Below are 25,352 nucleotides of genomic sequence, written 5' to 3' on the forward strand. Positions count from 1 at the left end.
CCCTATAACCGGGCCGGACATTCGAGCCCGGGCGTCCCGTCCGGACTTGCCGAGGAGATGTTTGATGCCGTGGAAAAATCAAGGCGGGGGGCCATGGGGCTCGGGTCCGAAGGGACCGTGGGGCACCGGTCCACAGTCGGCCGGGCCAAGGCCGCCGGATCTTGAGGATCTGCTGCGGCGCGGCCAGGACCGGCTGCAGCAATGGCTGCCCGGCGGGCATTTCAGCGGCATGGGAATCGCGCTGGTGCTGGTCGCCGCGCTGGCGATCTGGTTTGCCACCGGCATCTTCCGCGTCCAGTCCGAAGAGCTCGGCGTCGTCATGCGCTTCGGCAAGTATGATCGCGATGCGCAACCGGGCCTGCGCTATCACCTGCCATATCCGATCGAGACGGTGCTGCTGCCGAAGGCGCTGCGCGTCAACACGATCTCGATCGGCATGACCCTGATCGACGATCCCGCACGGCGCGGCCGCACCATGCGCGACGTGCCGGAAGAGAGCCTGATGCTGACCGGCGACGAAAACATCGTCGATGTCGACTTCACCGTATTGTGGCGGATCAAGCCGGGCGGGGCCGGCGCCTATCTGTTCAACATCCAAAATCCCGAAGGCACCGTGAAGGCGGTTGCCGAAAGCGCGATGCGCGAGGTGATCGGCCGCTCGCAGATCCAGCCGATCCTGACCGGGGCGCGCAACGTCACCGAGCAGAACGTGCAGGAGCTGATGCAGAAGACGCTGGATTCCTACAACGCCGGCATCCAGATCACGCAGGTGCAGATGCAGAAGGTCGATCCGCCGGCGCAGGTGATCGACGCGTTCCGCGACGTGCAGGCGGCGCGCGCCGACCTCGAGCGCAAGCAGAACGAGGCGCAGACCTATGCCAACCGGATCGTGCCGGAAGCACGCGGCCGTGCCGCGCAGATCCAGCAGGCCGCCGAGGGCTACAAGGAGCAGGCGGTCGCCGAGGCCAAGGGCCAGAGCGCGCGCTTCCTCAAAGTCTATGAAGAGTACAAGAAGGCACCCGACGTGACGCGCGAGCGCATCTATCTGGAGACCATGGAACGCGTGCTCGGTGGCTCCGAGAAGCTGGTTTATGACGGCGGCCAGGGCCAGAACATCGTACCCTACCTTCCGTTGGGTGAGCTGACGCCGCGGCGTCAGCCGACGGTAGCGCCGGCCACGACCGGCCAGCAGCAGGGAGCCACCCGATGAGGTCCCCTGTCACCGGCATCCTGTCCCTGATCGTTCTCTTCATCGTTCTCGCCGTCGGCTACAGCTCGGTGTTCACCGTGCAGCAGACCGAGCAGACCATCGTCCTGCGGTTTGGCGAGCCGGTCGACGTCGTCACCGAGCCCGGCCTGCACTTCAAGGCGCCGTGGAATTCGGTGATCAACGTCGACAAGCGCATCCTCGACCTGGAAAACCCGTCGCAGGAAGTGATCGCCTCCGACCAGAAGCGGCTCGTGGTCGATGCCTTCGCGCGCTATCGCATCAAGAATGCGCTGCGCTACTACACCAGCGTCGGCTCGATCCAGGCCGCCAATCTGCAGCTGACCACGCTGCTCAACGCGGCGCTGCGCCGCGTGCTCGGCGAGGTCAACTTCATCGCGGTGGTGCGTGACGAGCGCGAGAAGCTGATGTCGCGGATTCGCGAGCAGCTCGACAAGGAAGCCGACGGCTACGGCATCGAGGTCGTCGACGTCCGGATTCGCCGCGCCGATCTGCCGGAGCAGAACAGCCAAGCGGTCTACGACCGGATGAAGACCGAGCGTCAGCGCGAGGCGGCGGAGTTCCGGGCCCAGGGCGACCAGAAGGCGCAGGAAATCCGCTCCAAGGCCGACCGCGAAGCGACCGTGATCGTCGCCGAGGCGAACTCCGCCGCGGATCAGACCCGCGGTGCGGGCGATGCCGAGCGCAACCGCCTGTTCGCCGAGGCCTATGGCAAGGACAAGGACTTCTTCGCGTTCTATCGCTCGATGACGGCCTATGAGAACGGCCTCAAGTCCAGCGACACGCGGTTCCTGTTGCGGCCGGACTCGGAATTCTTCAAGTACTTCGGCAGCGCGAACGGCAAGCCGGCCGAGGCGGCGGCTGCGCCGAAACAGTAAATTCACGACAGAACGGCGGCGCGGACAACGTGCCGCCGTCACTTAAATAACAACAATCATCGAGCGGGAGGTTGCGATCCGATGAGGTCAATAGCGTTCGGCGACTTCCTCATCGGTCTGGGAATCCTGTTCGTGCTCGAAGGCATCCTGTTCGCGGCAAGCCCCGCCTGGATGCGCCGGGCGATGAAGAGCGCGCTGGCGACGCCGGACAACATCCTGCGCGTCGTCGGCATCGGTTCGGCGGTCGCGGGACTCGTCCTGATCTGGGCGGTGCGGCGCTGAGCATTGCCTGTTCCAAGCGCGTAGGTCGCGCCGGAATGAACATAATCGTGAGCCTCACGCAGCCGGTTTTTCTCCGAAATGCCCGGCTGAGATGCTTGCGCCAAATGCCTGTTCGGGCGCACTCTGCGACCACGGGCGCACACTGCGACCAGCAAATTTGAACCCGTTTGCCTGGAGAAACTCCGACATGATCGCTGCCAGACCAGCCCTGAGCCGTCGCCTCCGCATGATGGGAGCCGCGATCTCGATCGGTGCTGCGAGCATGCTGAGCTCCGCGCCGGCCTTCGCACGCGGTCCCGACGGCATCGCCGACATTGCCGAGAAGGTGATCGACGCCGTCGTCAACATCTCGACCTCGCAGACGATCGAGGCCAACAAGGGCGGCGCGATGCCGCAGCTGCCGCCGGGCTCGCCGTTCGAGGAATTCTTCGACGACTTCTTCAAGAACCGCCGCGGGCCGCCCGGCAAGGGCGGCGACAAGAGCGGCGAGTTCCAGCCGCGCAAGACCAATTCGCTCGGCTCGGGCTTCATCGTCGACACCGCCGGCATCGTCGTCACCAACAACCACGTCATCGCCGATGCCGACGAGATCAACGTCATCCTCAACGACGGCACCAAGATCAAGGCCGAGCTGGTCGGCGTCGACAAGAAGACCGATCTCGCGGTGTTGAAGTTCAAACCGCCGAAGCCGCTCACCGCGGTCAAGTTCGGCGACAGCGACAAGATCCGCCTCGGCGACTGGGTGGTCGCGATCGGCAACCCGTTCAGCCTCGGCGGCACCGTGACCGCGGGCATCGTCTCGGCCAAGAACCGCGACATCAGCCAGGGTCCGTATGACAGCTATATCCAGACCGACGCCGCCATCAATCGCGGCAATTCCGGCGGTCCGTTGTTCAACCTCGACGGCGAGGTGATCGGCGTCAACACGCTGATCATCTCGCCCACCGGCGGCTCGATCGGTCTCGGTTTCGCGGTGCCGTCGAAGACGGTGGCCGGCGTCGTCGACCAGCTGCAGAAGTTCGGCGAACTGCGCCGCGGCTGGCTCGGTGTGCGGATCCAGCAGGTCACCGACGAGATCGCCGACAGCCTCAACATCAAGCCGGCGCGCGGCGCGCTGGTTGCCGGCGTCGATGACAAGGGCCCGGCCAAGCCGGCGGGCATCGAGCCCGGCGACGTCGTCGTCAAGTTCGACGGCAAGGACGTCAAGGACCCCAAGGATCTGTCGCGGATCGTGGCCGATACCGCGGTCGGCAAGGAAGTCGACGTCGTCATCATCCGCAAGGGCAATGAGGAGACCCGCAAGGTCACGCTCGGCCGGCTCGAGGACAACGACAAGGTTCAGCAGGCCAACGCCAAGCCGAAGGACGACACGGCCGAGAAGCCGGTGACCCAGAAGGCGCTCGGCCTCGACCTCGCGGCGCTGAGCAAGGACCTGCGCACCAAGTACAAGATCAAGGACAGCGTGAAGGGTGTCGTCGTCACCGGCGTCGACAATGCCTCCGATGCCGCCGAGAAGCGGCTGTCGGCCGGCGACGTCATCGTCGAGGTGGCGCAGGAGGCGGTCTCCAGTGCCGCCGACATCAAGAAGCGCGTCGACCAGCTGAAAAAGGACGGCAAGAAGTCCGTGCTGCTGCTGGTCTCCAACGGCGACGGCGAACTGCGCTTCGTGGCGCTCGGCGTGCAGTAACGTCGGCCTGACGCCTCACCCACAACTGTCATCCCCCGCGAAAGCGGGGGATGACGCCGTGTTGCTTGACGTCTTGAATTGCGAACCATCCTGATCGTCGTCCCGGCGAAGGCCGGGACGCATAACCACAGGCGGTGATTGTTGCGCGATGGTGGAATGATGAGTCCCGTTCACGGCACCCGCCGCGGAGTATGGGTCCCGGCCTTCGCCGGGACGACTCTACCTATCCCTCGACGAACTCGTCCCGCCGATAACCCTGCGCGTACAGCAGCGCGGTGAGATCGCCGTGGTCGATCCGCACTGCGGCTGCGGCTGCGACCGCAGGCTTGGCGTGATAGGCAACGCCGAGGCCGGCGGCCTGGATCATGCCGAGGTCGTTGGCGCCGTCACCCACCACCAGCGTGTCGATGTCGTCGAGATCGAAGGATTCGGTGAGTTCGACCAGGGTGGCGAGCTTGGTGGCGCGGCCGAGGATAGGCTCGATCACTTCGCCGGTCAGCTTGCCGTTCTCGATCTGCAGCTGGTTGGCGCGGTTCTCCTGGAAGCCGACCTTGGCCGCGACCACGTTGGTGAACAAAGTGAAGCCGCCGGAGATGAGGCAGGTGTAGGCGCCCTGCGCGCGCATGGTCATGACCAGATCACGGCCGCCCGGCGTCAACGTGATGCGCTTGTCGAGCACCTCGTCGACCACGCTGACCGGCAGGCCCTTGAGCAGCGCCACCCGTTCGCGCAGCGCCGATTCAAACTCGATTTCGCCGCGCATCGCGCGCTCGGTAATGGCGGCGACGTGGGATTTCAGCCCGGCGAAGTCGGCGAGTTCGTCGATGCACTCCTGGCCGATCATGGTCGAATCCATGTCGGCCAGAAAAAGCTTCTTGCGCCGGCCGATCCGGGGCTGCACGACAATGTCGATCGGCAGGTCGCCGCGGGCCTGGCGCAGTTGCAGCTCGATCGCCTTGATGTCGTCCCGGCTGGCGTTCTCGCGCTCGAAGGGAATGTCGACGGCGACCTCGTTGAACAGCCACTGCGCCGGGCCGGGTGAGGGCAGCACGGCCCGCGCACCGTCGACGATGGTGGAATCGAGCGCGGGGCTTGCAGGATTGCAGATCAGCGTGGCAACGAGGGACATGCAGGCGCATTCGGGATTGTTGGACAAGGCAGTGCTTATCGCAGGGCCGACCGCCAGCGGCAAGTCGGCCCTGGCGCTCGCGCTCGCGCAGCGGACCGGCGGGATCGTGATCAACACCGATTCCATGCAGGTCTATCGCGATCTCCGGATCATCACCGCGCGGCCGACTGTGAGCGAGGAGGCGCTGGTTCCGCACCGGCTCTACGGCCATGTCGACGCCGGCGTGAATTTCTCCGCCGGCGCCTGGGTGGCGGATGCGGCCAAGATGCTCGGTGAGGCCTGTGAGCAGGGGCGGCTGCCGATCTTCGTCGGCGGCTCGGGCCTCTATTTCAAGGCGCTGACGCGCGGCCTGTCGGCGGTGCCGCCGATCCCGCCCGCGGTGCGCGAGGGCGTGCGCGCGAGGCTGGAGCAACATGGCGTCGAGGCGCTGCATGCCGAGCTTGCAGGGCGCGACCCGATGTCGGCCGAACGGCTGAAGCCGCGCGATCGCAGCCGCATCGCGCGGGCGCTCGAGGTCGTCGAGGCCACCGGCCGCCCGCTGCCGGACTGGCATCGCGACGGCCTGCCGCCGCTGCTGCCGCAGGGCGAATTCCACGCGCTGTTTCTCGCGCCGGAACGCGAGCAGCTTTATGCGCGGATCGACGCCCGGTTCGGCGCGATGCTCGATACGGGTGCGCTCGATGAGGTCGCGGCATTGGCGGCGCGCGGGCTCGATCCGTTGCTGCCGGCGATGAAGGCCCATGGCGTGCCGGCGCTGATCCGGCACCTCAAGGAGGAGATCAGCCGGCAGGAGGCCGCCGAGATCGGCCGGGCCGACACCCGCCACTACGCCAAGCGCCAGTTCACCTGGTTTCGCCACCAGCTTCCGGAATTCGAATGGGTGGCGCCGGAGGCGGCGAGGGGATGGCTGGAGAGCCGGATTCCGTAGCCCGGATGGCCCTCGCCGCCGCACGCCCGTCAGCCATGCGCGTTGCGCCGCGCAAAAACACTCGCCGAACGGCCGGAACCCCGTTACAGTTCAAAAATCGCGAAAATGGCTGGCTTGCCTTGACATTCAGGGTCTGGCCGCTATGTTCGCGCAACCTTTGGGAAGACTGGGTCGTCTCGTGCGCAACATTATTACCAAACTCCTTATCGCCGTCGTACCCAGGCACACCGCCGGGGATGGCTAGCGGCCATCCAAATTCGGGCGGTGTGCATGGGGCCTCTGGGGCCCCTTTTTATTGCCCGAAGCAGAACTGACGAGAACCGACAAAAGCCGCGCAAAAACAAGCGCATCCGGAGCGAACCATGACCGACAAGAGCCACGATCCCAATCAGATGACCGGCGCCGCGATGATCGTGCGCGCGCTCATCGATCACGGCGTGCAGCATGTCTTCGGCTATCCCGGCGGCGCGGTGCTTCCGATCTATGACGAGATTTTCCAGCAGAGCGAGGTCGAGCACATCCTGGTCCGCCACGAGCAGGGCGCCGGCCATGCCGCGGAAGGCTATGCCCGCTCGACCGGCAAGCCCGGCGTGGTGCTGGTGACTTCGGGTCCGGGGGCCACCAACATGGTGACGCCGCTGACCGACGCGCTGATGGATTCGATCCCGCTGGTCTGCATCACCGGCCAGGTGCCGACCCATCTGATTGGCAACGACGCCTTCCAGGAATGCGACACCGTCGGCATCACGCGGCCCGCCACCAAGCACAACTGGCTGGTGCGCGACGTCAACGACCTCGCCAGGGTGCTGCACGAGGCCTTCTATGTCGCCACCACCGGCCGGCCCGGCCCGGTCGTGGTCGACGTGCCGAAGGACGTGCAATTTGCCACCGGCACCTATCATCCGCCGCGCAAGTCGGACGTGCACATCTCCTATACGCCGCGCGTGAAGGGCGATGCGACCCAGATCCGCAAGGCGGTGGCGATGCTCGCCAATGCCAAGCGTCCCGTGATCTATTCCGGCGGCGGCGTGATCAATTCAGGCCCCGAGGCCTCGCAACTGCTGCGCCAACTGGTGGAGGCGACCGGCTTCCCGATCACCTCGACCCTGATGGGATTGGGCGCCTATCCGGCGTCAGGTCCGAACTGGCTCGGCATGCTGGGCATGCACGGCACCTACGAGGCCAACATGACGATGCATGATTGCGACGTCATGCTGTGCGTCGGCGCGCGCTTCGACGACCGCATCACCGGCCGCACCGACGCGTTCTCGCCGGGCTCGAAGAAGATCCACATCGACATCGACCCGTCCTCGATCAACAAGAACATCCGCGTCGACGTGCCGATCATCGGCGACTGCGGCAACGTGCTCGGCGATCTCCTGCAGGTGTTCAAGGCGGAGGCGAAGAAGCCCGACATCAAGGCGTGGTGGCAGCAGATCGCGCAATGGCGCGCGCGCAACTCGCTGTCCTACCGCAAGAACAACGATATCATCCTGCCGCAATACGCGATCCAGCGCCTGTTCGAACTGACCCGCGGCAAGGACACCTACATCACGACCGAGGTCGGTCAGCACCAGATGTGGGCCGCGCAGTTCTTCGGCTTCGAGGAGCCGCACCGCTGGATGACGTCGGGCGGGCTCGGCACCATGGGCTATGGTCTGCCGGCCGCGGTCGGTGTGCAGGTCGCGCATCCGGACAGCCTGGTGATCGACATCGCCGGCGACGCCTCGGTGCAGATGACGATCCAGGAGATGTCGACGGCGGTTCAGTTCGAGCTGCCGATCAAGATCTTCATCCTGAACAACCAGTACATGGGCATGGTGCGGCAGTGGCAGCAGCTGCTGCACGGCAACCGCCTGTCGCATTCGTACTCGGAAGCGCTGCCGGACTTCGTCAAGCTCGCGGACGCCTATGGCTGCGTCGGCCTGCAGGCGACCAAGCCCTCCGATCTCGACGGCGCGATCAAGGAGATGATCGCGATCAAGCGCCCGGTGCTGTTCGACTGCCGCGTCGCCGCGCTCGAGAACTGCTTCCCGATGATCCCGTCGGGCAAGGCGCATAACGAGATGCTGCTGCCGGAAGAGGCCACCGATGAGGCCACCGCGAAGGCCTTCTCCGGCGGCAAGGCGCTGGTGTGAGGTGAGGGCGGATCATGTTTGACCTCAACGAGCTCGAGCGTGCGCACGGGATCGTCGGCACCGCGGTGCCGGCGACGCCGGCGTACGCCTGGCCGCTGCTGGCCGAGCGGCTCGGCACCGAGGTCGTGGTCAAGCATGAGAACCACACGCCGACCGGCGCCTTCAAGGTGCGCGGCGGCTTGGTCTATCTCGAGCGGCTGAAGCGCGAGCGGCCGGACGTGCCCGGCATCATCTCGGCGACGCGCGGCAATCACGGCCAGAGCCTGGCCTTTGCCGCGAGCCGCCATGGCGTGCGCGCGGTGATCTATGTGCCGCGCGGCAACTCGGTCGAGAAGAACCGCGCCATGCACGCGTTCGGCGCCGAGCTCGTCGAGCACGGCGAGGACTTCCAGGCCGCGCGGGAAGAGGCCGAGCGCCGCGCCCAGTTCGCAGGCCTGCATATGGTGCCGTCGTTCCATCCGGACCTGGTGCTGGGCGTCGCGACGTACGCGCTCGAAATGTTCCGGTCGGCGCCCGATCTCGACATCCTCTATGTGCCGATCGGGCAGGGCTCCGGCATCTCCGGCTGCATCATGGCGCGCGACCTGCTCGGGCTGAAGACCGAGATCGTGGGCGTGCAGTCGACCGAGGCGCCGTCCTACGCGCTGTCGTTTGCGGCCGGAAGGATCGTGACCACCGCGACCAGCAACACGCTGGCTGACGGCATGGCGACGCGGATTCCGGACGCGGATGCGTTCGCGCTGATCCGGAAGGGCGCATCGCGCATCGTGCAGGTCACCGACGACGAGGTCGCCCAGGCGATCCGCGCCTACTGGACCGATACCCACAATCTTGCCGAGGGCGCAGGCGCCGCGGCGCTCGCAGCCGCGCTGCAGGAGAAGAGCAAGCTCGCCGGCAAGCGGGTCGGCTTGATCCTGAGCGGCGGCAATATCGATTTCGATCTGTTCCGGACCTGGATCGGGACGGATGCTGCGCCGGCCGCCCAGCGGGCGGTGGCGTGAAAAGAATGTAAGGGGACGACCATGAACCAGCCCGCATCCGCCTACTTCCTCGAAGAGCGTCACGATCCCAACGAGACCCACACGCTGTCCGTGATCGTGCAGAACGAGCCCGGCGTGCTCGCGCGCGTGATCGGGCTGTTCTCCGGCCGCGGCTACAACATCGAAAGCCTCACCGTCTCGGAGACCGAGAACCAGAAACATCTCTCGCGGATCACGATCGTCACCACGGGCACGCCGATGGTGATCCAGCAGATCAAGCATCAGCTCGACCGCATGATCCCGGTCTACCGCGTCGTCGACATGACGCTGACCGGCAGCTCGATCGAGCGCGAGCTTGCGATGGTCAAGGTGCGGGGCGGCGGCGATCACCGCGTCGAGGCGCTGCGGCTGGCGGATGCGTTCCGCGCCCGGGTGATCGACGCCACGACCGAGAGCTTCGTATTCGAGATCACGGGCAACTCGTCCAAGATCAGTCAGTTCATCGACCTGATGCGCCCGTTGGGCCTGGTCGAGGTGTCACGAACCGGGGTGGCCGCGATCACGCGTGGGCCGGAAGGGATGTGAGTCATGTTGGCGCGCGACTGGTACTACACGCAACGGCGGCAGGTCGGTCTCGATACCGCGGTTGCCTCGATCTATGACGTCAGCGAGGACAGCGATGTCCGTGCCCGCCAGGCGCTGACCAGGCTCGGCGTCAAGCCGGGCTGGCGGATCGCCGATATCGGCTGCGGCAACGGCGTGCTCGCGACCGAGGCGGCGCTGATGGGCGCCGAGGTCGACGCCATCGACATCTCGCCGGCGATGATCGGGCTTGCCGAAATCTATGCGCGCGACCGCAAGGCGAAGATCCGGACCCAGCCGGCCGGGCTGTTGTCGTTTGCCTATCAGCCGAATTCATACGATCTCATCGTCAGTGAGTTCACACTGCATCATCTGCCTGACTTCTGGAAGGCGGTGGCGTTGTCGCGGATCTTCAACGCGCTGAAGCCCGGCGCGAATTTCTATCTGCGCGACATGGTGTTCGTCAGCATGCCCGACGGTGTCGATCGCGATGTCGAGGGCTGGGCGGATTTCTCGATCAAGAACCACGATTTCGAGCGCGAAAGCGTGATGACCCATATGCGCGACGAATACTCGACCTTCGGCTGGGTGATGGAGCGCATGCTGACCGAGACCGGTTTCACCCTGGTCGCGGCCGACTATCACGCGCCGCTGCACGGCACCTATCTGCTGCGCAAACCGAAGCCGGACGAACAGATCTAGATCCCGACCGAAACGGAAGCAAAAGAAGAAGAACAATGAAGCCGGCTGATGTTGGCATCGCCGTCATGGTCGCGGTGATCTGGGGGCTTGCGTTCGTCGCAAGCCGGATCGCGCTCGATGAGTTCTCGCCGGAACTCATGACGACGCTGCGCTTCGCCATCGCCGCGCTGCCCTGCCTGTTCCTGCGCAAGCCGGATGTACCCTGGCCGCTCTTGATCGCGATCAGCTCCACGCTGTTCCTCGGCCAGTTCCTCGCGCAGGCTTTCGCGATCGCGCATGGCGTCCCGGTCGGCCTTTCCAGCGTGGTGGTGCAGAGCCAGGCGCTGTTCACCATTGCGTTCGCCGCGATCGCCTTCGGCGAGATGCCGACGCGGCCGCAGGCGATCGGCGTCGCGATCGCCGCGCTCGGCCTGCTGATGATCTGCGGCACGGTCGGCTATGATTTCAGCGTCAACGCCTTCGCCATTCTGATGATCTGTCCGGTCAGCTTTGCGATCGGCAATCTGCTGCTGCGGCAGGCGCGCGCCGCGCCGATGTTCGACCTGTTCGCCTGGCTGTGCCTGTGCGCCGCGGTGCCGCTGGCGGTGCTGACCCTGATCAGCAACGGACCGCAGGCGACCTGGCAGGCGCTGAGCCACATGTCGCTGACCGGGTTCGTCTGCGTGCTCTGCCTCGGCGGCATTTCGACCAGCATCGCCTACTGGCTGTGGGGCCGGCTGCTCCGGGATCACCCCGCCGCGCAGGTGGTGCCGTTCGCGTTGCTGGTGCCGTTCGTCGGCTCCGCCGCCTCCAGCATCGTGTTCGGGGAGAGGTTCGGGCCGCTGCGGCTCGCCGGCATGGTCACGGTCATCGGCGGCATTGCCGTGATGCTGCTGTCGAAGCGTCCCAAAGCTCTGCCGAAAGTCGCGTGAGGCCACCATGTCGAACTCGCTGCTGTTCGCCTCTGTCGTGTTTGCGGTCGTGATGTTCTTCACCCCGGGGCCCAACAACATCATGCTGCTGTCGTCGGGGCTGACCTACGGCTTCCGCCGCACGGTGCCGCACATCGCCGGCATCACGGTCGGTTTCGCCTTCATGGTCGGCGCGGTCGGCGTCGGGCTCGGCGCCGTGTTCATCGCCTATCCGGTGCTGCAGACCATCCTGAAATATGGCGGTGTCGCCTATCTGGTCTATCTCGCGGCCGTCATCGCCATGGACGAGCCGCCCTCGGCGGACAAGGACGATGGGCCCGGCCGCGGCCCGATGACGTTCTGGGGCGCGGCCATGTTCCAATGGATCAACGCCAAGGGCTGGGTGATGGTGATCGGCACCATCACGGCCTATGCGGCAATTGCCGCCTTCCCCTGGAACATCGCGATCCAGGTCGGCTTCAGCCTGATCCTGGGGACGGTGTCCTGCATCGTCTGGGCGCTGTTCGGCACCGCGCTGCGTCCGATCCTGACCTCGCCGCGGGCGATCCGTGTCTTCAACGTGGCGATGGCCATCCTGCTCTTGGCCTCGCTCTACCCGGTCTTCATGGACGCATGATGCCGCACCGCGCCATGCGAGATGAGGGTTTCCCCTGAGGGGAAAAATGCTCTAGACAACGCCGGAAATTCGCGGGCGCCCGGCGGTTCTGTCCTTCCGAAAGCCTGACCCATCGGCCGATTTTGGCCCCCTTCAAACGAGGAAACCACGATGCGAGTTTACTACGATCGCGATGCCGACCTGAACCTGATCAAGGGCAAGAAGGTCGCCATCGTTGGCTACGGCAGCCAGGGCCACGCCCATGCGCTGAACCTGAAGGATTCCGGCGTCAAGGACGTCGCGATCGCGCTGCGCAAGGGTTCGGCCTCGGCCAAGAAGGCCGAGAACGCCGGCTTCAAAGTGATGGAAGTCGCCGAAGCCGCGAAGTGGGCCGACCTGGTCATGATGCTGACCCCGGACGAACTGCAGGGCGACATCTATCGCGAGCACCTGCACGACAACATGAAGAAGGGCGCGGCGCTGGTGTTCGCTCACGGCCTCAACGTGCACTTCAACCTGCTCGATCCGCGCGCCGACCTCGACGTGCTGATGATCGCGCCGAAGGGCCCCGGCCACACCGTGCGCTCGGAGTATCAGCGCGGCGGCGGCGTGCCCTGCCTGATCGCGATCGCCAAGGACTCCTCGGGCAACGCCCATGACCTCGGCCTGTCCTACGCCTCGGCGATCGGCGGCGGCCGCGCCGGCATCATCGAGACCACCTTCAAGGAAGAGTGCGAGACCGACCTGTTCGGCGAGCAGGTGGTGCTCTGCGGCGGCCTGGTCGAACTGATCAAGGGCGGCTACGAGACGCTGGTCGAAGCCGGCTACGCGCCCGAGATGGCCTATTTCGAGTGCCTGCATGAAGTGAAGCTGATCGTCGACCTGATCTATGAAGGCGGTATCGCCAACATGAACTACTCGATCTCCAACACCGCCGAATACGGCGAGTACGTCACCGGTCCGCGCATCGTCACGGCCGAGACCAAGGCCGAGATGAAGCGCGTGCTCGCCGACATCCAGGGCGGCAAGTTCGCCCGCGACTGGATGCTGGAGAACAAGGTCAACCAGACCTCGTTCAAGGCGACCCGCGCCAAGCTCGCCCAGCACCCGATCGAGGAAGTCGGCGCCAAGCTGCGCGACATGATGCCCTGGATCAAGAAGGGCGCGCTGGTCGACAAGAGCAAGAACTAAGTGCGGTCTTGCGGGGTGGGTTACGCCTGCGGCTAACCCACCCTGCGCATCGACGATAAAAAAGGGTGGGCAGTCAAACTGCCCACCCTTTTTCCTTGTCTGCGAATAACGCCGGCGGCCGGTTAGCCCGCCGTGATCGGCTGCTTCTCGATCCTGTTGTGCAGTTGCCAGAACCGCACCGTGCGCTGGGCGGTCTCCAGCGACAGCCGCCGGTAGTCGCGTTGCGCGATCTCCAGCGTCGCGTGGTCGATGGCATGCGGCAGCGGCCGCTTGCGCAGGATGGCCTCGACCGTCGGCCAGTTCAGCTTTGCCGAGCGGCACGGGATCAGCAGCAGGTCGGAGCGCAGCCCGAGCATCAGCCGCTCGATCATCGCGATCGGCATGTCGTTGAGCACGGCGAGCGCGACCGTGACCTCGTCGAACTTGCCGTCCTCGGCGAATTTGTAGACGGCCGCATCATCGAGCTCGTTCAGCTGCTTCATCAGCTTCACAAGCTCTTCGGCGATGCCGTAGTTGCGGCGCGGGGCGGCGGCCTCTTCCTGCGCGATGTCGTTCAGCACCTGGCTGATCTCCTCGCGCGCGCGGGGCGAGGCGATCGCGAGCAGGCGGGCGCGCACGGTGTCCTTGGCGCGCTGCAGCAGGTCGCGCAACAGCTTGGCCGGAATGTCGATGCGCAGGCCGAGGATCTCGACCAGTTCGTCGTCGCCTTCGGCGCGGGCGACGATCGTGGAGTAGCCGTTGTCGGAGAACTCAGCGCCGGCGTTCTTGGCGAGGCGCCGGATCACCCGGTCCTCGCCGCGGTCGATGATCACGTCGGTGACGAACGCGGGCAGATTTTCCCGCGCCGAGATCGCGAACAGATGATCCTGTCCCTTGCTGCTGGCGATCTCGCGCAGTGCGGCGTTTGAGAGGCGGCTGGAGTGGGTCAGCACCTCGCCGGCGACGCCGATATCCTCGTCCCAGGCAAGATGGTGAATCACATCAAACGGCGCATAGTCGAGCGGTGCGAGCCGCTTGCTGAGCTCGGCCCGCGCACGCGTCTCGACGCGCGCCACCAGCAGGCAGAGCACGTCGTCGAACACCTTGACCTGTTCATCGTTGAGGCGGTCGCCATCGTTCAGGAACAGATCGGTGACCTGCCGCAGCGTCTGCACGCGCTTGGCCGATGTCCCGTCCCGGACCGCATCCTCGAGTTCGGCAATAATCGATTGTGACGCCTGTTGCGCCATCGATGGGCAACCTTGTTTTCTTTGATAACAACAGACTGCACGATATCGATAGCCACCTTACACCTGCGTTAAGGTGGAACCCGGTGCAAATACGGGGTGCGTCGCATCCTTAACGGGCCGCGACCAGATTTGATTAAATTCGTGCTTTCGGCCCAACGGAAGCCGGTGCCGGTGCGCTGTAAGGAATTGTTTAGGACGTTGCGCGGCGCGCGACGGCGAATATGTCGATCGAAGCTGCGCGCCCGCGCAGCTGCGTCGAGCCGAGCGGCTCGATGGCAAGATCCGGCTGTGACGGCAGCAGGCGGAGCAGTTCGCCCGATACCAGCAGCGGCCGGCCGGCCTCCTTGCAATGCGCCTGCAGCCGCGCCGTGACGTTCACGGTGTCGCCGAAATAGGCGATCTGTCGCCGCGAGTCCCCGCATTCGGCGATGACGACCGGCCCGGCATGCATCCCGGCCCGAAACGCCGGCACCACGCCGAACGCCTTGCGATAATGATCGGCCCGCTTGGCAAGGCGGTCCTCGATCGCGAACACGCAGTCGAGGTAGCGCCGCGATCCCTTGTCCGTATCGGCCGGCCAGGTCACGATGACCTCGTCGCCGACATAGGCGTGAACCTCGCCGCCGTGCAACACGATGGGTGCATCGATGTCAGAGAAGAAGCGCGTCAACAGCTCCTGCACGCGCAGCTCGCCCATCTGTTCCGCCAGCGTCGTCGAGCCGACTAGGTCGAGAAACAGCAGCACACGTTCCTCGCGCACCGGCTGGCGATAGCGTCCAAGCGCGACGTTGAGCAGCGTTCGCCCGCCGATCATCCGCACCAGCTCGTAGATCGCTGTGATCGGGATCGACAGCAGCAGGGCGACGCCGATGATCTTCAGGAAGGTTTTGCGGAAAAATTTCGTGTCGATCCCGTGCTCGTTGAGCACGACCTCCAGCACAATCGCGGCAACCGCGACGATGACGGCAAGGATAACGGAGCGGACAAGCAACTCGACGATGAGCGGCCGTTGCCGCAGCCAGCCGCCACGCGCGGCCAGATAAAGGTGCGTGGCCCAGACGATCAGGGTGATGGCGGCGCCCTCAATGGCGCTTCGCACGTAGTTCGCGACCGACGCCTCGTAGGGCCGATCGAAGGCATAGCGAAACAGCCCGCCGACGAGCAGGCCGACCACGGCCAGAATGATCATAGGCGTCAGGTTGCGCCGCATGGTGCCTCCACGCCCATGAAATATCCTGCGCGGATCGGGAAGGCCAGCCGGGGTGCGGCCTGAATGGATCCAATACCGTGACGTCAACTGCCTGTATTACGACCTCGGCGAAGGCTCGATGCCGGCGAATGCATGCGCGGCATGACGGAAGCCCGCGCCAAGGAACTGGAGAATCTCGGCCATCAGTGGGCCATTTTCCGGAGTCAGGACCGCGGTCATGACCGACGGAAAGAGCCAGCACGAATTGACCCGACTTGCCGAGGAGGCGCTGCGCGCCCAGCCCGGCTGCGAGACCGCGCGCGTGCCGGCGGTCACGGCGCTCCCCGACGCGCAGATCGGGCGCAACTGGGAGATTCCGAACGTCGTGCTCGGCGACAGCCTGATCAGCGACGTCGATCGCGCGGTGCTGTCGGTGCATCGCCGGCTCGGCCGCAAGTTTCATTTGGTGTGAGGCGGCGCGATCTCAGCCCGCCTGCGCCTGATGTGGCGCGGGCCGCGCGGCCATGCTGATCATCCTGAGCGCGAACACCGCGGCGAGTGGCACGAGGAACAGCGCGTAGAGCGGCATCTCCGGGATCCGCTTGCCGAACGAGATCGTGAACTGCAGCAGCAGATAATAGCCGCCGATCAGATGCAGCCTGCGCCAGGCGCGTGTACCGAGCAGCGCGGCCGTGCGATCGAATGAGGTCACGGTCAGCGCGATGATGACGAGATAGCCGATGCCGCCGAAGATGGTGGAGACCGCCGAAGTCGCGGCTGCGAAGCCGGCCCGATCGAGCATCGCGAACGCGGTGATTGCGACCGCATGGATGGCGTGCGACGCCGCAAAGGTGACGCCGAGATAACGGCGGTTGCGGCGCTGCCAGTGGGTCCAGGCGTTCGGCCACAGCCGCACCAGCGCCGCTGCGGAGAAGGCGAGGCAGAACAACAGCAGCGAGGTCCGCGCCGTGAAGCGGATCACCATCCGCAGGCCCTCGACCTCGAACTGCCGCATCGCGGCGATCCAGATCGAAAGCCCGATCAGGGTGAGAGTGAGCACGCCGAACAGCCGCCAGCCCTCGAACCAGTTCCGACGCGCCGCCATATCCTGCCTCCCGATGTTGATGTAATCACCAGTTACATCTCGCGATCGCGCGCGGTCAATCCGTGTAATCGGTGCTTACATTCACAAGCGGGTGATGCTAGGGAGCATGACCCGGAAAAGTGCGAAGCGGTTTTCCGAAAAGGTCATGCTCAAACAAAGAGCCAAAGCGCGATGCGTCGCTCCGTCAAAAGCCCGCCTTCGGGACGCCGACCCGCCAAGCCGCGTCCGGCCGCCGCGGCGCGGGCGCCGGCGGCCAAGCCCTACCACCACGGCGACTTGCGCCGGGTCCTGATCGATGCCGCGATGCAGCTGGCCGGCGAGGGCGGGCCGGACGCGGTCAGCGTCCGCGAAGCCGCTCGCCGCGCCGGGGTTTCGCCGGCGGCGCCGTTCCGGCATTTCCCGAGCCGCGATGCCCTGATGAATGCGGTGGCCGAGGAGGCGCAGCGCCGTTTCCGTGCCGAGATCGAGGCGGCGCTGACTGACGCACCGCCGGGCGATCCGCTCGGCCGTTTCCGCTGCCTCGGGATTGCCTATCTGCGCTGGGCCATGAAGAACCCGACCCATTTCGAGATCATCTCCAGCCGCCGCTTCTTCGACCATGACCGCTCGGCCGGCGTTTCCAGCGACAATGCGGAGTTGATCGGCCTGACCGAGCGCATGCTGGCGGAGGCATCTGCCGCCGGACAACTCCGGGCGCTTGACCTGAAGCAGGTCCAGATCGCCGGCCGCGCGCTGGTCTATGGTTTTGCGCGGATGCACATCGACGGCCATTTGCCGCGCTGGGGCGTCGGCGAAGCGGAGGCCGGGCGGATGGCCGCCGACATCCTCGACCTCTTCATCGCGGGCATCACGGCGCCCGCTGCGGCTGAGGCAAAGGTCTAGGCCGCAGGGTCGCTGTCTGCCGGCGCACCCGGGCGGGCAAATTCATTGCGCGTTCATGACGATTCAATTACGATTTTATGACACGGCGCAGATACCGGCTGTGCGGTGTGCCTCCTGGCCTCTGCCAGTCAAGGCCGTGACATTGCGCCGGATAGTATTGCGTCCCGCCCATGGCGCCCGCGCCTCAGCAAAATTCGTCGGTTGCCGCACTGGCCGGCGGTCTCGCCGCGATCGGCGTCTGGCGGCTGATGGCGGTCGCCGCGCCGCATCTCGGCGCGCTGATCCTGATGCTGCGGACCGAGACCGATTTCGGCTCGCGGCTGTGCTTCCTGCTGACCTGGGGAATCCTGAACTTCCTGTTCATCACGCTGCTGCGCAGGCCGGCGCTGTCGGGCGCACTGTCGCTGACGCTGGTCGTGGTGCTGGTGCTGCTGTCGCGCTTCAAGCACGACGTGGTGCAGATGACCGCGAACTTCGTCGACCTGATGGTGATCGATCGCGACACCGCGGCGTTCCTGCTCACGATCTTTCCGAACCTGCGCTGGTCGATCATCGGCGCCGGCCTGGTCACGCTGCCCTTGATGTACGCGCTGTGGTGGCTCGATCCGTTCCGCATCCGCCGCCTGCCGGCCGCGGCTGCCTGTCTTGCCTGCACGGCGGCGCTCTCGGGCTATGCCTTCGCCTGGCCGGATGAAGCCTGGCGCGGCTATTACGACGACGGCTACCTGTCGAAGTTCGCACGCTCCGGTGTGACCGCCGTATCGGACTTCGTCGCCTATGGCTTCATGGAGTCGGATCCCTCGGCGAGCGACCAGCTCAAGATACCTACGGTCGATGCCTGCCATCCCGCCGGGCGGCGGCCGAACATCATCATGATCCATGATGAATCGAGCTTCGACATCCGTACCGCACCGGGCGTCAAGGTCCCGTCCGGCTATGGCAGCCAGTTCAAATCCTATGACGGCGTCGAACGCAAATTCCTCGCCGAGAGCAATGGCGGGCCGAGCTGGTTCACCGAGTACAACGTACTCGCGGGATTGTCCTCGCGCTCGTTCGGCCGGTTCGCCTATTTCGTCACCCGCATCGCCTCGGGCCGGGTCGAGCGTGGCCTGCCGCTGGCACTGCGCCGCTGCGGCTACGATACACTGTCGCTGTATCCGGCGTTCGGCGCCTTCATGAGTGCGCGCAGCTTCCAGACCACGACCGGCATCCAGCGTTTCTACGACGCGCATGATCTGCACGCGAAGGACGTCGAGCCCGACAGCTTCTTCTACGACAAGGCGCTGAAGCTGATGGCCGAGCAGAAGACGCTCAGTGCGCCGCTGTTCACCTTCGTCTATCTCGCCGCCAATCACTTCCCGTGGGAGACGAAATTTCGTCCCGAGCTGCTGCCGGCATGGAAACGGCCGGGCAACGCGCCGTCGGTCGACGAATATCTGCGCCGGCAGGCGATGAGCGCGGGCGACTATGCCGGCTTTGTCGCCGCGCTGAAGAAGAAGTTCCCGGCGCAGCCGTTCCTGATCGTGCGCTACGGCGATCACCAGCCGGAGTTCTCGCCGCAGCTGCTCGATCCCGAGCTCGACGAGGCCGGCATCGGCAAGAAGCTGATGGACTACGATCCGCGCTACTACGCGACATATTACGCGATCGATGCCGTCAACTTCGAACCGGTGAAGAGCCCGGCGGTGATGGACACGATCGATGCCGCCTATCTGCCGCTGGTGATCCAGGAAGCCGCGGGCATTCCGCTGGATCCCTCGTTCGAGGAGCAGAAGGCGATCATGCTTCGCTGCAACGGCGCGTTCTACTCCTGCAAGGATGGCGCAGAAGCGCGCCGCTTCAACCGCCTGTTGATCGACGCGGGGATCATCAAGGGATTGTAGAGGTGTAGGATGGGTAGAGCGCAGCGAAACCCATCGCCTTGGTAGCTACGGGAGAGAGGATGGGTTTCGCTGCGCTCTACTCATCCTACGCAATCTATTTCGGCCCGACTTTCTCCCACAGCCAGCGCGCCACGGCTTCGGGCGATGACGATGCGTCATTGCCCGACGCGCGCAGGTTTGCCTCGCGCATTGCCGCGATGTCGATCCTGCCGAGCAGCGGCCGCAGCGCCGCCTTGAGAGCCTCGTCGTCACGCCGCTTCGGCGACAGCAGAACGATGGCGTCATAGGGTGGGATGGCGTGCCTGTTGTCATCGAGCGTCACCAAGCCATATTTCGCGATCAGGCCGTCGCTGGTGTAGCCCGCGATGACGTCGACTTCGCCGGAGGCGGCCGCGGCATACATGAAGTCCGGCTGCATCGTTCGCTGGGCGCGGAATGACAGCCCATAGGACTTCTGGATGCCGGCCCATTCCGGCCGCGAGAAGAATTCATAGTCGCCGGCGATCGACATCGTCGCGGCATGCGAGGCGAGGTCGGCGATGGTATGGATGCCGAGCTGATCGGCGCGCGCCTTCGGCATGACAAGCGCATAGGCATTCTCGAAGCCGAGTTCGCCGAACAGGGTGATGTCCTGCTTGCCCAGCGTCGTCTTCAGTTCGCTCAGCAGTTCGGCGCGGGGCCTGATCTCGCTGTGGTGGAACTGGTTGGCCCACAGCGTGCCGGAATAGTCGACATAGACGTCGATGTCGCCGGCTGCGAGCGCATCGAAGATCACGTTGGAGCCGAGGCCGGCGCGGGTCGTCGTCGGCAGGCCGGCCGCTTGCAGCCGCTGCGCTATCAGCGCCGACAGCACATATTGCTCGGTGAAGGTCTTGGCGCCGACCACATAGCGGGCCTGTGGACGCGCGATCGCCGGCACCAGCGTCGCCGCGATCAGCGCCGCGATGCCGAGTCCGCCGAGCGCGGTCCGGGTTCGGCTGCGACTGCGCAGGCCGCTTTCGATCAGCGCCAGCAACTGGTCAACGACCAGCGCGAGCACGGCGGCGGCAAAGCAGCCGAACAGCACGAACACCCAGTTCTGGGTTTGCAGGCCGGCGAAGATGTAATTGCCGAGGCTGGTCTGGCCGATCGGCGTCGACAGCGTCGCGGTGCCGATCACCCACACCGCGGCGGTGCGGATCCCCGCCATCATCACCGGCAGCGCCAGCGGCAGCTCGACCATGGTGAGCGATTGGCGCGGCGTCATGCCGACGCCCTCGGCGGCCTCCAGCACCGCCGGATCGACGCCGGAGAGCCCGGTGATGGTGTTGCGCAACACCGGCAGCATCGAATAGAGCGCGAGCGCCAGCACCGCGGGCAGGAAGCCGAAGGCGGAGAAGCTGAAGCCGAGCCACGCTGCGGTCAGTGCGGCGAGCGCCAGCAGCAGCGGATAGAACAGCGCGAGCAGCGCGAGGCCCGGTACGGTCTGCACGATGCTGGCAAGCCCGAGCAGTGCACCGCGCAGCAGCGGCCGGTTGCGGGCGATGATCGCAAGCGGCAGGCTGATCAAAAGCCCGAGCGCCAGCGCGGCGACGCTGACCCGGACATGGTTGCCGAGATAGTCGGGCAGATGCGCAAGCGCCTCGCTCCAGCGTGGATCGCTCATGCCGTGGCGTCCCGCGGCAGCAATGCGCCGAGGCGTTCCGCCTGTCGCCGCGGCGTGCGCAAGAGTTCGCCGACATAGGCGTCGGTGCTCGCCGCGAGCTCCGCAGCAGTGCCGAGCGCGAGCAACCTGCCGCGGTGCATGACCGCCACGCGGTCGGCGAGCAGCAGCGCCTCGGTCATGTCGTGGGTGATCATGATCGTGGTGAGCCCAAGCGCGCGGTGAAGCGTTCGATAGTCGTCTCCGAGCGCGTCGCGGGTCAAGGGATCGAGCGCGCCGAACGGCTCGTCCATCAGCACGATACGCGGCTTCGCAGCCAGCGCACGCGCGACGCCGACACGCTGGCGCTGGCCGCCGGAGAGCTCGTGCGGCAGGCGGTCGCGATGCTGTGCGCGATCGAGCCGCACGAGATCGAGCAACTCGTCGACCCGTGCGGAGATCTCCGCCTGCGGCCAGCCGAGCAGCTTCGGCGTGATGCCGATATTGCCGGCGACGGAAAGGTGCGGAAACAGCCCGCCGCTCTGGAAGACATAGCCGATGCGGCGCCGCAGCAGGATCGGGTCGATGCGGCTGACATCCTCACCCTCGACCGCGATCCTGCCGCGGTCGGCTTCGATCAGGCGGTTGGCCAGCCTGAGCAGCGTCGTCTTGCCGGAGCCCGAGCCGCCGACAACAGCCAGGAATTCACCCTCGGCCACGTCAAGCGAGACGTCGTCGACCGCCACCACGCGTCCATCGTCAAAACTCTTGCCGACATGCGCGTAGGCAATCAGCGGCGTTGCGGGCATTCTCTGGCCATTCCTGGGCGACCTCACGTGTCTTTCACCATCGCGGACGACAGTGATAGCCCATAAAATGGACTTTGACTTGTGGTGCACGCGCCTGCATCACGCGGTTTCGCAGGCTGTTCCAGTCGGGCAGATGAAACCGGTCAGCCCCTTCGGGGGCTGTGAGCACACATCACACTTCGTTCTTGGGGACGTATTTGCCCATGATGCACTTGTAGCTCTGCAAGCGCCAATCGTGATACGGCCCCTTGGCGAGCCAATCGGCGATGCCGATTTGGGCATTCACGGCGCATGCGCCCATGGTGATGCCGGATTGGTCGCTGTTGGTGACGACCTTTTCCATGCAGAGCTGAGCATTGCAGAGGATGGCGACGAGCGTAACGAGCATGATGGTGTTTATCCGTAGGATTAACCCGGTCTGAACCGAATCATGCACGGTTCATGCCATTATCAGCGACTTTGGTGCCGCAGCCGGCAAGACCGGAAAAGTACGGCTGAATGAATCGCGCGCCCGCCAGCGCATAGCCGCACGCCCGCAGATACGCTATAGTTGCCACCCAACTACGACGTGAGATCGGGACGAGTGAGGAACGTTGCGCGGTCGGGGGCTGCATCGATGATGACGTTACCTGAGTTGGCAGCGGGTGCTTTGGAGAAGTTTCTCGCCACCCATGTCAGCCGCACCTTCGGGGCCTCGCAGGCGCGCTTTGGCGAACTCCTGCCGGCCGCCGCGCGCATCGCGCTGGAATGCATCGGCAACAGCGATGCGCTCTACCACAATGTCGAGCACACGATGCTGGTCACGCTGGCCGGGCACGACATCATCCGCGGCCGCGCGCTGCACACCCACGTCACCGCGGAGGATTACACCCACACGATCATCGCCTGCCTGACGCACGACATCGGCTATGTGCGCGGCCTGCTGAAGGGCGATGGACCGGATGGCTACGTCATCGATGCCGCGGGCAACAAGGTCGTGCTGCCGCGAGGCTCGTCGGATGCCGGCCTGATGCCGTATCACGTCGACCGCTCGAAGCTCTATGTGCTCGACAGGCTCGAGGCCGTGCTGCCGCTCGATCGCGAGCGCGTCGCGCGCAACATCGAGGGCACACGGTTTCCATCGCCCGAAGGCCAGCACTATGACGACGAGGCGGCGATCGTCCGGGCAGCCGATTTCATCGGGCAACTCGGCGATCCCAACTACATCAGGAAGGCCAACGCGCTCTATCACGAGTTCGAGGAAGTCGGTATCAACCGCCAGCTCGGCTATGAATCGCCGGCCGACATCGTCGACCGCTATCCGCAATTCTACTGGAATATGGTTGCGCCGCACATCCAGGGCGCCATCAATTGCCTGAACATGACGGCAAGCGGTCGTCAGTGGATCGCGAATCTTTACAGCAACGTCTTCCGCGCGGAGCGCGAGGTCACTCTGTCCGGCCCGCAAATCTGACGCAAGCCACGAGCGCCGCGGCCTTTCCGCATGGTTTGCCCTGCGTTTCCCGGGCGATTGCTTGCGGGGCCTCCACATTTGGGCCCGCTTCTTCGTTGCACAGTCCGTGGAAATCGGCGACCCTGCGCCATGGGCCTCTCCAACGACCGCGTTCTCGACCGTTTCAGCATGATCTCCCGTTTCGCTCAATTGATTGCGGTTTCCATTGTCTGCTGGCCGGCGCTCGCTGTCGCCGCGGGCCCGGTCTATGACGTCGACCTTTATGCGTTGATGTCGGGCACCTGCCGCAATGTCAGCATTGCCGGCCGCAGCTACACCTGCAAGGCGGTGGCCTATTTCCACACGCTGCGCGGCCGCTCCGAATTCACCGTGGTGCTCGACGATCCCGCCGACAAGAGCCACATCGTCTCGTTCTCCGGCGAGAGCACCGAGCGCACCCAGGACAATCTGTTCGAGCTCGCGGTCGATCGCATGTTGCTGAAGTCGAGCGACCGCCCGCGTGTCGATGGACTGCCGGTGCCGCTGGTCGAGATGTCGACCGGCTCCTGCCGCCAGGTCGGAAGCTTCATCACGCGGCAGGTGTCGACCGTTGCCTGCGCTGCCACCGACCAGAACGGCAAGAAATACGAGCTGAGCTTCGAGTCGGATGGCTCACCGATGACCTTGCGGCGGTTGCGGCAATCAGCATTGCCGTCGGAACGGCAGCGGGCGCGCCAGATCGCGCAGCTCGAATGCCGTCTCAAGGCACGCGCCGCACAGGTGCTGCCGCGGGACACAACGGCTTTCATGATCCGCTGTCTGGGTGAGGACGACGGCAAGCCGGCCGGCGAACAGCGCTAGCCACGCCCCGGCGTTCGAGACCCAAGCTTGAGGAGCATTCGATGCGCTTGAAATTCACCATCATCGCCGCCGTCGGCGTCTGCCTCGCCGGGCCCGCCGCCGCGCAAATGTACGATCCGAACTATCCGGTTTGCATGGAGGTCTATGGCGGCCGGCTGACGCCCGAGTACATCGATTGCAGCTTCACGTCGCTTCCGCAGTGTCAGGCAACAGCCTCGGGACGATCGGCGACGTGTTCGGTCAATCCCTTCTACAAGGGCCCGAAAACGCAGCCCAGAGAGCGGAGCAAGCGACACCGCCAACCTGCCACCTAGAGCATGATCCGGAAAAGTGCGAAGCGGTTTTCCGAAAAGATCATGCTCAAACAGCGAGCTCAAGCGCCATGACGATTCAACCTGATCTCATCGCGCTGTAGCGCTTGCGCATCGGCACGTCGTTTGCCCGTGATGATCTGCATGGCCGTCGCGCCGGCAGTGATGTTGACTAACTCCGGCAGTTGTGAGGAACCTCCCGCCACGACAAGGACAGACCGATGCGCCTGAAACTGTTCGCGATCGCCGGATTTGCGGTCGCCCTGGCCGGACCTGCCGCCGGTCAGGCCTACGATCCGAACTATCCGGTATGCATGCACGTCTTTCAGGGCAAGTTCGGCGGGAGCTACATCGATTGCAGCTTCACTTCGATCCCGCAGTGCCAGGCGTCAGCGTCGGGCCGGGGTGCGATGTGCTCGGAGAATCCCTTCTTCGCGCCGCCGCCGCCACCGAAGCGCTCGGCTCACCGCGGACGGCATCACACGCGCTGACGCGGGAGCACCGGGCAGGTCGAACGCCTGCCGCCAGACCGGTACCTTCATCGCGTCGTAGGTGAACAGCCAGCCGTAGCGTTCGCGCACGCGGTCCGGCCGCCATTCGTGCGAGACATAGGCCTCGGCGCCTTCGGCGTCGGCCGGCGCCGGATTATGGAAGCGCCTGGCGCTCCCGGCCGACTTCGCCATGGTCGCATTGGTCCGCGTCAGCCGCGCGGCCTGATAGCGCTGCAGCGCTTCATCGGAAGGAAGCCTTCAGGGCATCGCGCCAGCCGTCCCCGAACGCGTGCGCGCGGGCCAAGGCG

26 protein-coding genes are annotated in these 25,352 nt (G+C 65.3%); 19 read left to right on the forward strand and 7 right to left on the reverse strand.

Annotated elements, in window-relative coordinates; translation table 11 throughout:
- The first annotated feature begins 64 nt into the window (after positions 1-64).
- The 4 genes from hflK (at position 65) to ACTUWL_RS25635 (ending at position 4,075) form a co-directional block, all read left to right on the forward strand.
- Positions 65-1,210 carry an FtsH protease activity modulator HflK gene (hflK, locus tag ACTUWL_RS25620; RefSeq protein ID WP_021077169.1) on the forward strand — a complete coding sequence of 382 codons (1,146 nt, stop codon included), beginning with the start codon at positions 65-67 and terminating at the stop codon, positions 1,208-1,210.
- A complete protein-coding gene (hflC, locus tag ACTUWL_RS25625) occupies positions 1,207-2,106 on the forward strand; it encodes a protease modulator HflC (RefSeq protein ID WP_021077168.1) in 900 nt (299 codons plus the stop codon). The genes hflK and hflC overlap by 4 nt, the downstream gene beginning before the upstream one ends.
- An 81-nt stretch (positions 2,107-2,187) precedes the next feature.
- Positions 2,188-2,388: a DUF2065 domain-containing protein gene (locus tag ACTUWL_RS25630; RefSeq protein ID WP_021077167.1), complete on the forward strand. Its 201-nt coding sequence runs from the start codon at positions 2,188-2,190 to the stop codon at positions 2,386-2,388.
- 187 nt (positions 2,389-2,575) lie between these two features.
- Positions 2,576-4,075, forward strand: coding sequence for a Do family serine endopeptidase (locus ACTUWL_RS25635; protein ID WP_021077166.1), 1,500 nt, complete (start codon positions 2,576-2,578; stop codon positions 4,073-4,075).
- Positions 4,076-4,298: 223 nt separating this feature from the next.
- Here the strand turns inward: ACTUWL_RS25635 and serB are convergent, their stop codons facing one another.
- A complete protein-coding gene (gene serB / locus ACTUWL_RS25640) occupies positions 4,299-5,204 on the reverse strand; it encodes a phosphoserine phosphatase SerB (RefSeq protein ID WP_021077165.1) in 906 nt (301 codons plus the stop codon).
- Between serB and miaA the strand changes: the two genes are divergently transcribed.
- The 8 genes from miaA (at position 5,203) to ilvC (ending at position 13,231) form a co-directional block, all read left to right on the forward strand.
- Positions 5,203-6,132 carry a tRNA (adenosine(37)-N6)-dimethylallyltransferase MiaA gene (gene miaA, locus ACTUWL_RS25645; protein WP_035650246.1) on the forward strand — a complete coding sequence of 310 codons (930 nt, stop codon included), beginning with the start codon at positions 5,203-5,205 and terminating at the stop codon, positions 6,130-6,132. The two genes, serB and miaA, sit on opposite strands and share 2 nt — an antisense overlap.
- Before the next feature lie 362 nt (positions 6,133-6,494).
- A complete protein-coding gene (locus ACTUWL_RS25650; protein ID WP_021077163.1) occupies positions 6,495-8,270 on the forward strand; it encodes an acetolactate synthase 3 large subunit in 1,776 nt (591 codons plus the stop codon).
- Between the two features lie 14 nt (positions 8,271-8,284).
- The gene (locus tag ACTUWL_RS25655; RefSeq protein ID WP_021077162.1) at positions 8,285-9,271 is read left to right on the forward strand and encodes a threonine dehydratase; all 987 of its coding nucleotides are present in this window, start codon (positions 8,285-8,287) and stop codon (positions 9,269-9,271) included.
- A 21-nt stretch (positions 9,272-9,292) separates the two neighbouring features.
- Positions 9,293-9,835 (forward strand): acetolactate synthase small subunit, encoded by a 543-nt coding sequence (gene ilvN / locus ACTUWL_RS25660; protein ID WP_021077161.1) that lies wholly within the window; start codon positions 9,293-9,295, stop codon positions 9,833-9,835.
- 3 nt (positions 9,836-9,838) lie between these two features.
- On the forward strand, positions 9,839-10,534 hold the full coding sequence (locus tag ACTUWL_RS25665) for a class I SAM-dependent methyltransferase (RefSeq protein ID WP_021077160.1): 696 nt from the start codon (positions 9,839-9,841) through the stop codon (positions 10,532-10,534).
- A gap of 35 nt (positions 10,535-10,569) precedes the next feature.
- Positions 10,570-11,445 (forward strand): EamA family transporter, encoded by an 876-nt coding sequence (locus ACTUWL_RS25670; RefSeq protein ID WP_021077159.1) that lies wholly within the window; start codon positions 10,570-10,572, stop codon positions 11,443-11,445.
- A 7-nt stretch (positions 11,446-11,452) separates the two neighbouring features.
- Positions 11,453-12,061 carry a LysE family translocator gene (locus ACTUWL_RS25675; RefSeq protein ID WP_021077158.1) on the forward strand — a complete coding sequence of 203 codons (609 nt, stop codon included), beginning with the start codon at positions 11,453-11,455 and terminating at the stop codon, positions 12,059-12,061.
- A 150-nt stretch (positions 12,062-12,211) separates the two neighbouring features.
- Complete coding sequence (gene ilvC, locus ACTUWL_RS25680; protein ID WP_021077157.1) at positions 12,212-13,231, forward strand: ketol-acid reductoisomerase; 1,020 nt, start codon at positions 12,212-12,214, stop codon at positions 13,229-13,231.
- Positions 13,232-13,353: 122 nt separating this feature from the next.
- Here ilvC and ACTUWL_RS25685 read toward each other — a convergent pair whose 3' ends face one another.
- Positions 13,354-14,460: a DUF2336 domain-containing protein gene (locus tag ACTUWL_RS25685; RefSeq protein ID WP_021077156.1), complete on the reverse strand. Its 1,107-nt coding sequence runs from the start codon at positions 14,458-14,460 to the stop codon at positions 13,354-13,356.
- Between the two features lie 190 nt (positions 14,461-14,650).
- Positions 14,651-15,670, reverse strand: a complete 1,020-nt coding sequence (locus ACTUWL_RS25690; protein WP_021077155.1) for an adenylate/guanylate cyclase domain-containing protein — start codon at positions 15,668-15,670, stop codon at positions 14,651-14,653.
- Positions 15,671-15,887: 217 nt separating this feature from the next.
- Between ACTUWL_RS25690 and ACTUWL_RS25695 the strand changes: the two genes are divergently transcribed.
- The gene (locus ACTUWL_RS25695) at positions 15,888-16,121 is read left to right on the forward strand and encodes a hypothetical protein (RefSeq protein ID WP_021077154.1); all 234 of its coding nucleotides are present in this window, start codon (positions 15,888-15,890) and stop codon (positions 16,119-16,121) included.
- A gap of 12 nt (positions 16,122-16,133) precedes the next feature.
- Here the strand turns inward: ACTUWL_RS25695 and ACTUWL_RS25700 are convergent, their stop codons facing one another.
- A complete protein-coding gene (locus tag ACTUWL_RS25700; protein WP_021077153.1) occupies positions 16,134-16,754 on the reverse strand; it encodes a hypothetical protein in 621 nt (206 codons plus the stop codon).
- 171 nt (positions 16,755-16,925) lie between these two features.
- Here ACTUWL_RS25700 and ACTUWL_RS25705 point away from each other — a divergent pair, with 171 nt between their 5' ends.
- Both ACTUWL_RS25705 and ACTUWL_RS25710 read left to right on the forward strand, forming a co-directional pair.
- The gene (locus tag ACTUWL_RS25705) at positions 16,926-17,636 is read left to right on the forward strand and encodes a TetR/AcrR family transcriptional regulator (protein WP_021077152.1); all 711 of its coding nucleotides are present in this window, start codon (positions 16,926-16,928) and stop codon (positions 17,634-17,636) included.
- Between the two features lie 170 nt (positions 17,637-17,806).
- Positions 17,807-19,519 (forward strand): sulfatase-like hydrolase/transferase, encoded by a 1,713-nt coding sequence (locus ACTUWL_RS25710; RefSeq protein WP_021077151.1) that lies wholly within the window; start codon positions 17,807-17,809, stop codon positions 19,517-19,519.
- Between the two features lie 94 nt (positions 19,520-19,613).
- Here the strand turns inward: ACTUWL_RS25710 and ACTUWL_RS25715 are convergent, their stop codons facing one another.
- The 3 genes from ACTUWL_RS25715 to ACTUWL_RS25725 all read right to left on the reverse strand — a co-directional run bounded on the left by ACTUWL_RS25715 (position 19,614) and on the right by ACTUWL_RS25725 (position 22,337).
- Complete coding sequence (locus tag ACTUWL_RS25715) at positions 19,614-21,164, reverse strand: ABC transporter permease/substrate-binding protein (protein ID WP_021077150.1); 1,551 nt, start codon at positions 21,162-21,164, stop codon at positions 19,614-19,616.
- A complete protein-coding gene (locus tag ACTUWL_RS25720) occupies positions 21,161-21,949 on the reverse strand; it encodes an ATP-binding cassette domain-containing protein (protein WP_021077149.1) in 789 nt (262 codons plus the stop codon). The genes ACTUWL_RS25715 and ACTUWL_RS25720 overlap by 4 nt, the downstream gene beginning before the upstream one ends.
- A gap of 172 nt (positions 21,950-22,121) precedes the next feature.
- Positions 22,122-22,337, reverse strand: coding sequence for a hypothetical protein (locus ACTUWL_RS25725; protein ID WP_021077148.1), 216 nt, complete (start codon positions 22,335-22,337; stop codon positions 22,122-22,124).
- A gap of 228 nt (positions 22,338-22,565) precedes the next feature.
- Here ACTUWL_RS25725 and ACTUWL_RS25730 point away from each other — a divergent pair, with 228 nt between their 5' ends.
- The 4 genes from ACTUWL_RS25730 to ACTUWL_RS25745 all read left to right on the forward strand — a co-directional run bounded on the left by ACTUWL_RS25730 (position 22,566) and on the right by ACTUWL_RS25745 (position 25,044).
- Positions 22,566-23,402 (forward strand): hypothetical protein, encoded by an 837-nt coding sequence (locus tag ACTUWL_RS25730; RefSeq protein ID WP_021077147.1) that lies wholly within the window; start codon positions 22,566-22,568, stop codon positions 23,400-23,402.
- A 129-nt stretch (positions 23,403-23,531) separates the two neighbouring features.
- Positions 23,532-24,242: a hypothetical protein gene (locus ACTUWL_RS25735; RefSeq protein ID WP_021077146.1), complete on the forward strand. Its 711-nt coding sequence runs from the start codon at positions 23,532-23,534 to the stop codon at positions 24,240-24,242.
- Between the two features lie 41 nt (positions 24,243-24,283).
- The gene (locus ACTUWL_RS25740; protein ID WP_021077145.1) at positions 24,284-24,556 is read left to right on the forward strand and encodes a DUF3551 domain-containing protein; all 273 of its coding nucleotides are present in this window, start codon (positions 24,284-24,286) and stop codon (positions 24,554-24,556) included.
- A gap of 218 nt (positions 24,557-24,774) precedes the next feature.
- Positions 24,775-25,044: a DUF3551 domain-containing protein gene (locus tag ACTUWL_RS25745; protein ID WP_021077144.1), complete on the forward strand. Its 270-nt coding sequence runs from the start codon at positions 24,775-24,777 to the stop codon at positions 25,042-25,044.
- Positions 25,045-25,352 lie beyond the last annotated feature (308 nt).

The sequence above is a fragment of the Bradyrhizobium sp. WCU1 genome (assembly GCF_053474805.1).

Coding starts and splice junctions, on each gene's coding strand:
- hflK (WP_021077169.1), top strand. CDS start 65: ATGCCGTGGAAAAATCAAGGCGGGGGGCCATGGGGCTCGGGTCCGAAG.
- ACTUWL_RS25670 (WP_021077159.1), top strand. CDS start 10,570: ATGAAGCCGGCTGATGTTGGCATCGCCGTCATGGTCGCGGTGATCTGG.
- ACTUWL_RS25665 (WP_021077160.1), top strand. CDS start 9,839: ATGTTGGCGCGCGACTGGTACTACACGCAACGGCGGCAGGTCGGTCTC.
- ACTUWL_RS25690 (WP_021077155.1), bottom strand. CDS start 15,670: ATGCGGCGCAACCTGACGCCTATGATCATTCTGGCCGTGGTCGGCCTG.
- ACTUWL_RS25695 (WP_021077154.1), top strand. CDS start 15,888: ATGACCGACGGAAAGAGCCAGCACGAATTGACCCGACTTGCCGAGGAG.
- ACTUWL_RS25745 (WP_021077144.1), top strand. CDS start 24,775: ATGCGCCTGAAACTGTTCGCGATCGCCGGATTTGCGGTCGCCCTGGCC.
- ACTUWL_RS25635 (WP_021077166.1), top strand. CDS start 2,576: ATGATCGCTGCCAGACCAGCCCTGAGCCGTCGCCTCCGCATGATGGGA.
- ACTUWL_RS25720 (WP_021077149.1), bottom strand. CDS start 21,949: ATGCCCGCAACGCCGCTGATTGCCTACGCGCATGTCGGCAAGAGTTTT.
- ACTUWL_RS25715 (WP_021077150.1), bottom strand. CDS start 21,164: ATGAGCGATCCACGCTGGAGCGAGGCGCTTGCGCATCTGCCCGACTAT.
- ACTUWL_RS25650 (WP_021077163.1), top strand. CDS start 6,495: ATGACCGACAAGAGCCACGATCCCAATCAGATGACCGGCGCCGCGATG.
- ACTUWL_RS25630 (WP_021077167.1), top strand. CDS start 2,188: ATGAGGTCAATAGCGTTCGGCGACTTCCTCATCGGTCTGGGAATCCTG.
- ACTUWL_RS25710 (WP_021077151.1), top strand. CDS start 17,807: ATGGCGCCCGCGCCTCAGCAAAATTCGTCGGTTGCCGCACTGGCCGGC.
- ACTUWL_RS25735 (WP_021077146.1), top strand. CDS start 23,532: ATGGGCCTCTCCAACGACCGCGTTCTCGACCGTTTCAGCATGATCTCC.
- ilvN (WP_021077161.1), top strand. CDS start 9,293: ATGAACCAGCCCGCATCCGCCTACTTCCTCGAAGAGCGTCACGATCCC.
- ACTUWL_RS25685 (WP_021077156.1), bottom strand. CDS start 14,460: ATGGCGCAACAGGCGTCACAATCGATTATTGCCGAACTCGAGGATGCG.
- hflC (WP_021077168.1), top strand. CDS start 1,207: ATGAGGTCCCCTGTCACCGGCATCCTGTCCCTGATCGTTCTCTTCATC.
- ACTUWL_RS25705 (WP_021077152.1), top strand. CDS start 16,926: ATGCGTCGCTCCGTCAAAAGCCCGCCTTCGGGACGCCGACCCGCCAAG.
- ACTUWL_RS25725 (WP_021077148.1), bottom strand. CDS start 22,337: ATGCTCGTTACGCTCGTCGCCATCCTCTGCAATGCTCAGCTCTGCATG.
- ACTUWL_RS25740 (WP_021077145.1), top strand. CDS start 24,284: ATGCGCTTGAAATTCACCATCATCGCCGCCGTCGGCGTCTGCCTCGCC.
- ACTUWL_RS25700 (WP_021077153.1), bottom strand. CDS start 16,754: ATGGCGGCGCGTCGGAACTGGTTCGAGGGCTGGCGGCTGTTCGGCGTG.
- ACTUWL_RS25655 (WP_021077162.1), top strand. CDS start 8,285: ATGTTTGACCTCAACGAGCTCGAGCGTGCGCACGGGATCGTCGGCACC.
- serB (WP_021077165.1), bottom strand. CDS start 5,204: ATGTCCCTCGTTGCCACGCTGATCTGCAATCCTGCAAGCCCCGCGCTC.
- ACTUWL_RS25730 (WP_021077147.1), top strand. CDS start 22,566: ATGATGACGTTACCTGAGTTGGCAGCGGGTGCTTTGGAGAAGTTTCTC.
- miaA (WP_035650246.1), top strand. CDS start 5,203: ATGCAGGCGCATTCGGGATTGTTGGACAAGGCAGTGCTTATCGCAGGG.
- ilvC (WP_021077157.1), top strand. CDS start 12,212: ATGCGAGTTTACTACGATCGCGATGCCGACCTGAACCTGATCAAGGGC.
- ACTUWL_RS25675 (WP_021077158.1), top strand. CDS start 11,453: ATGTCGAACTCGCTGCTGTTCGCCTCTGTCGTGTTTGCGGTCGTGATG.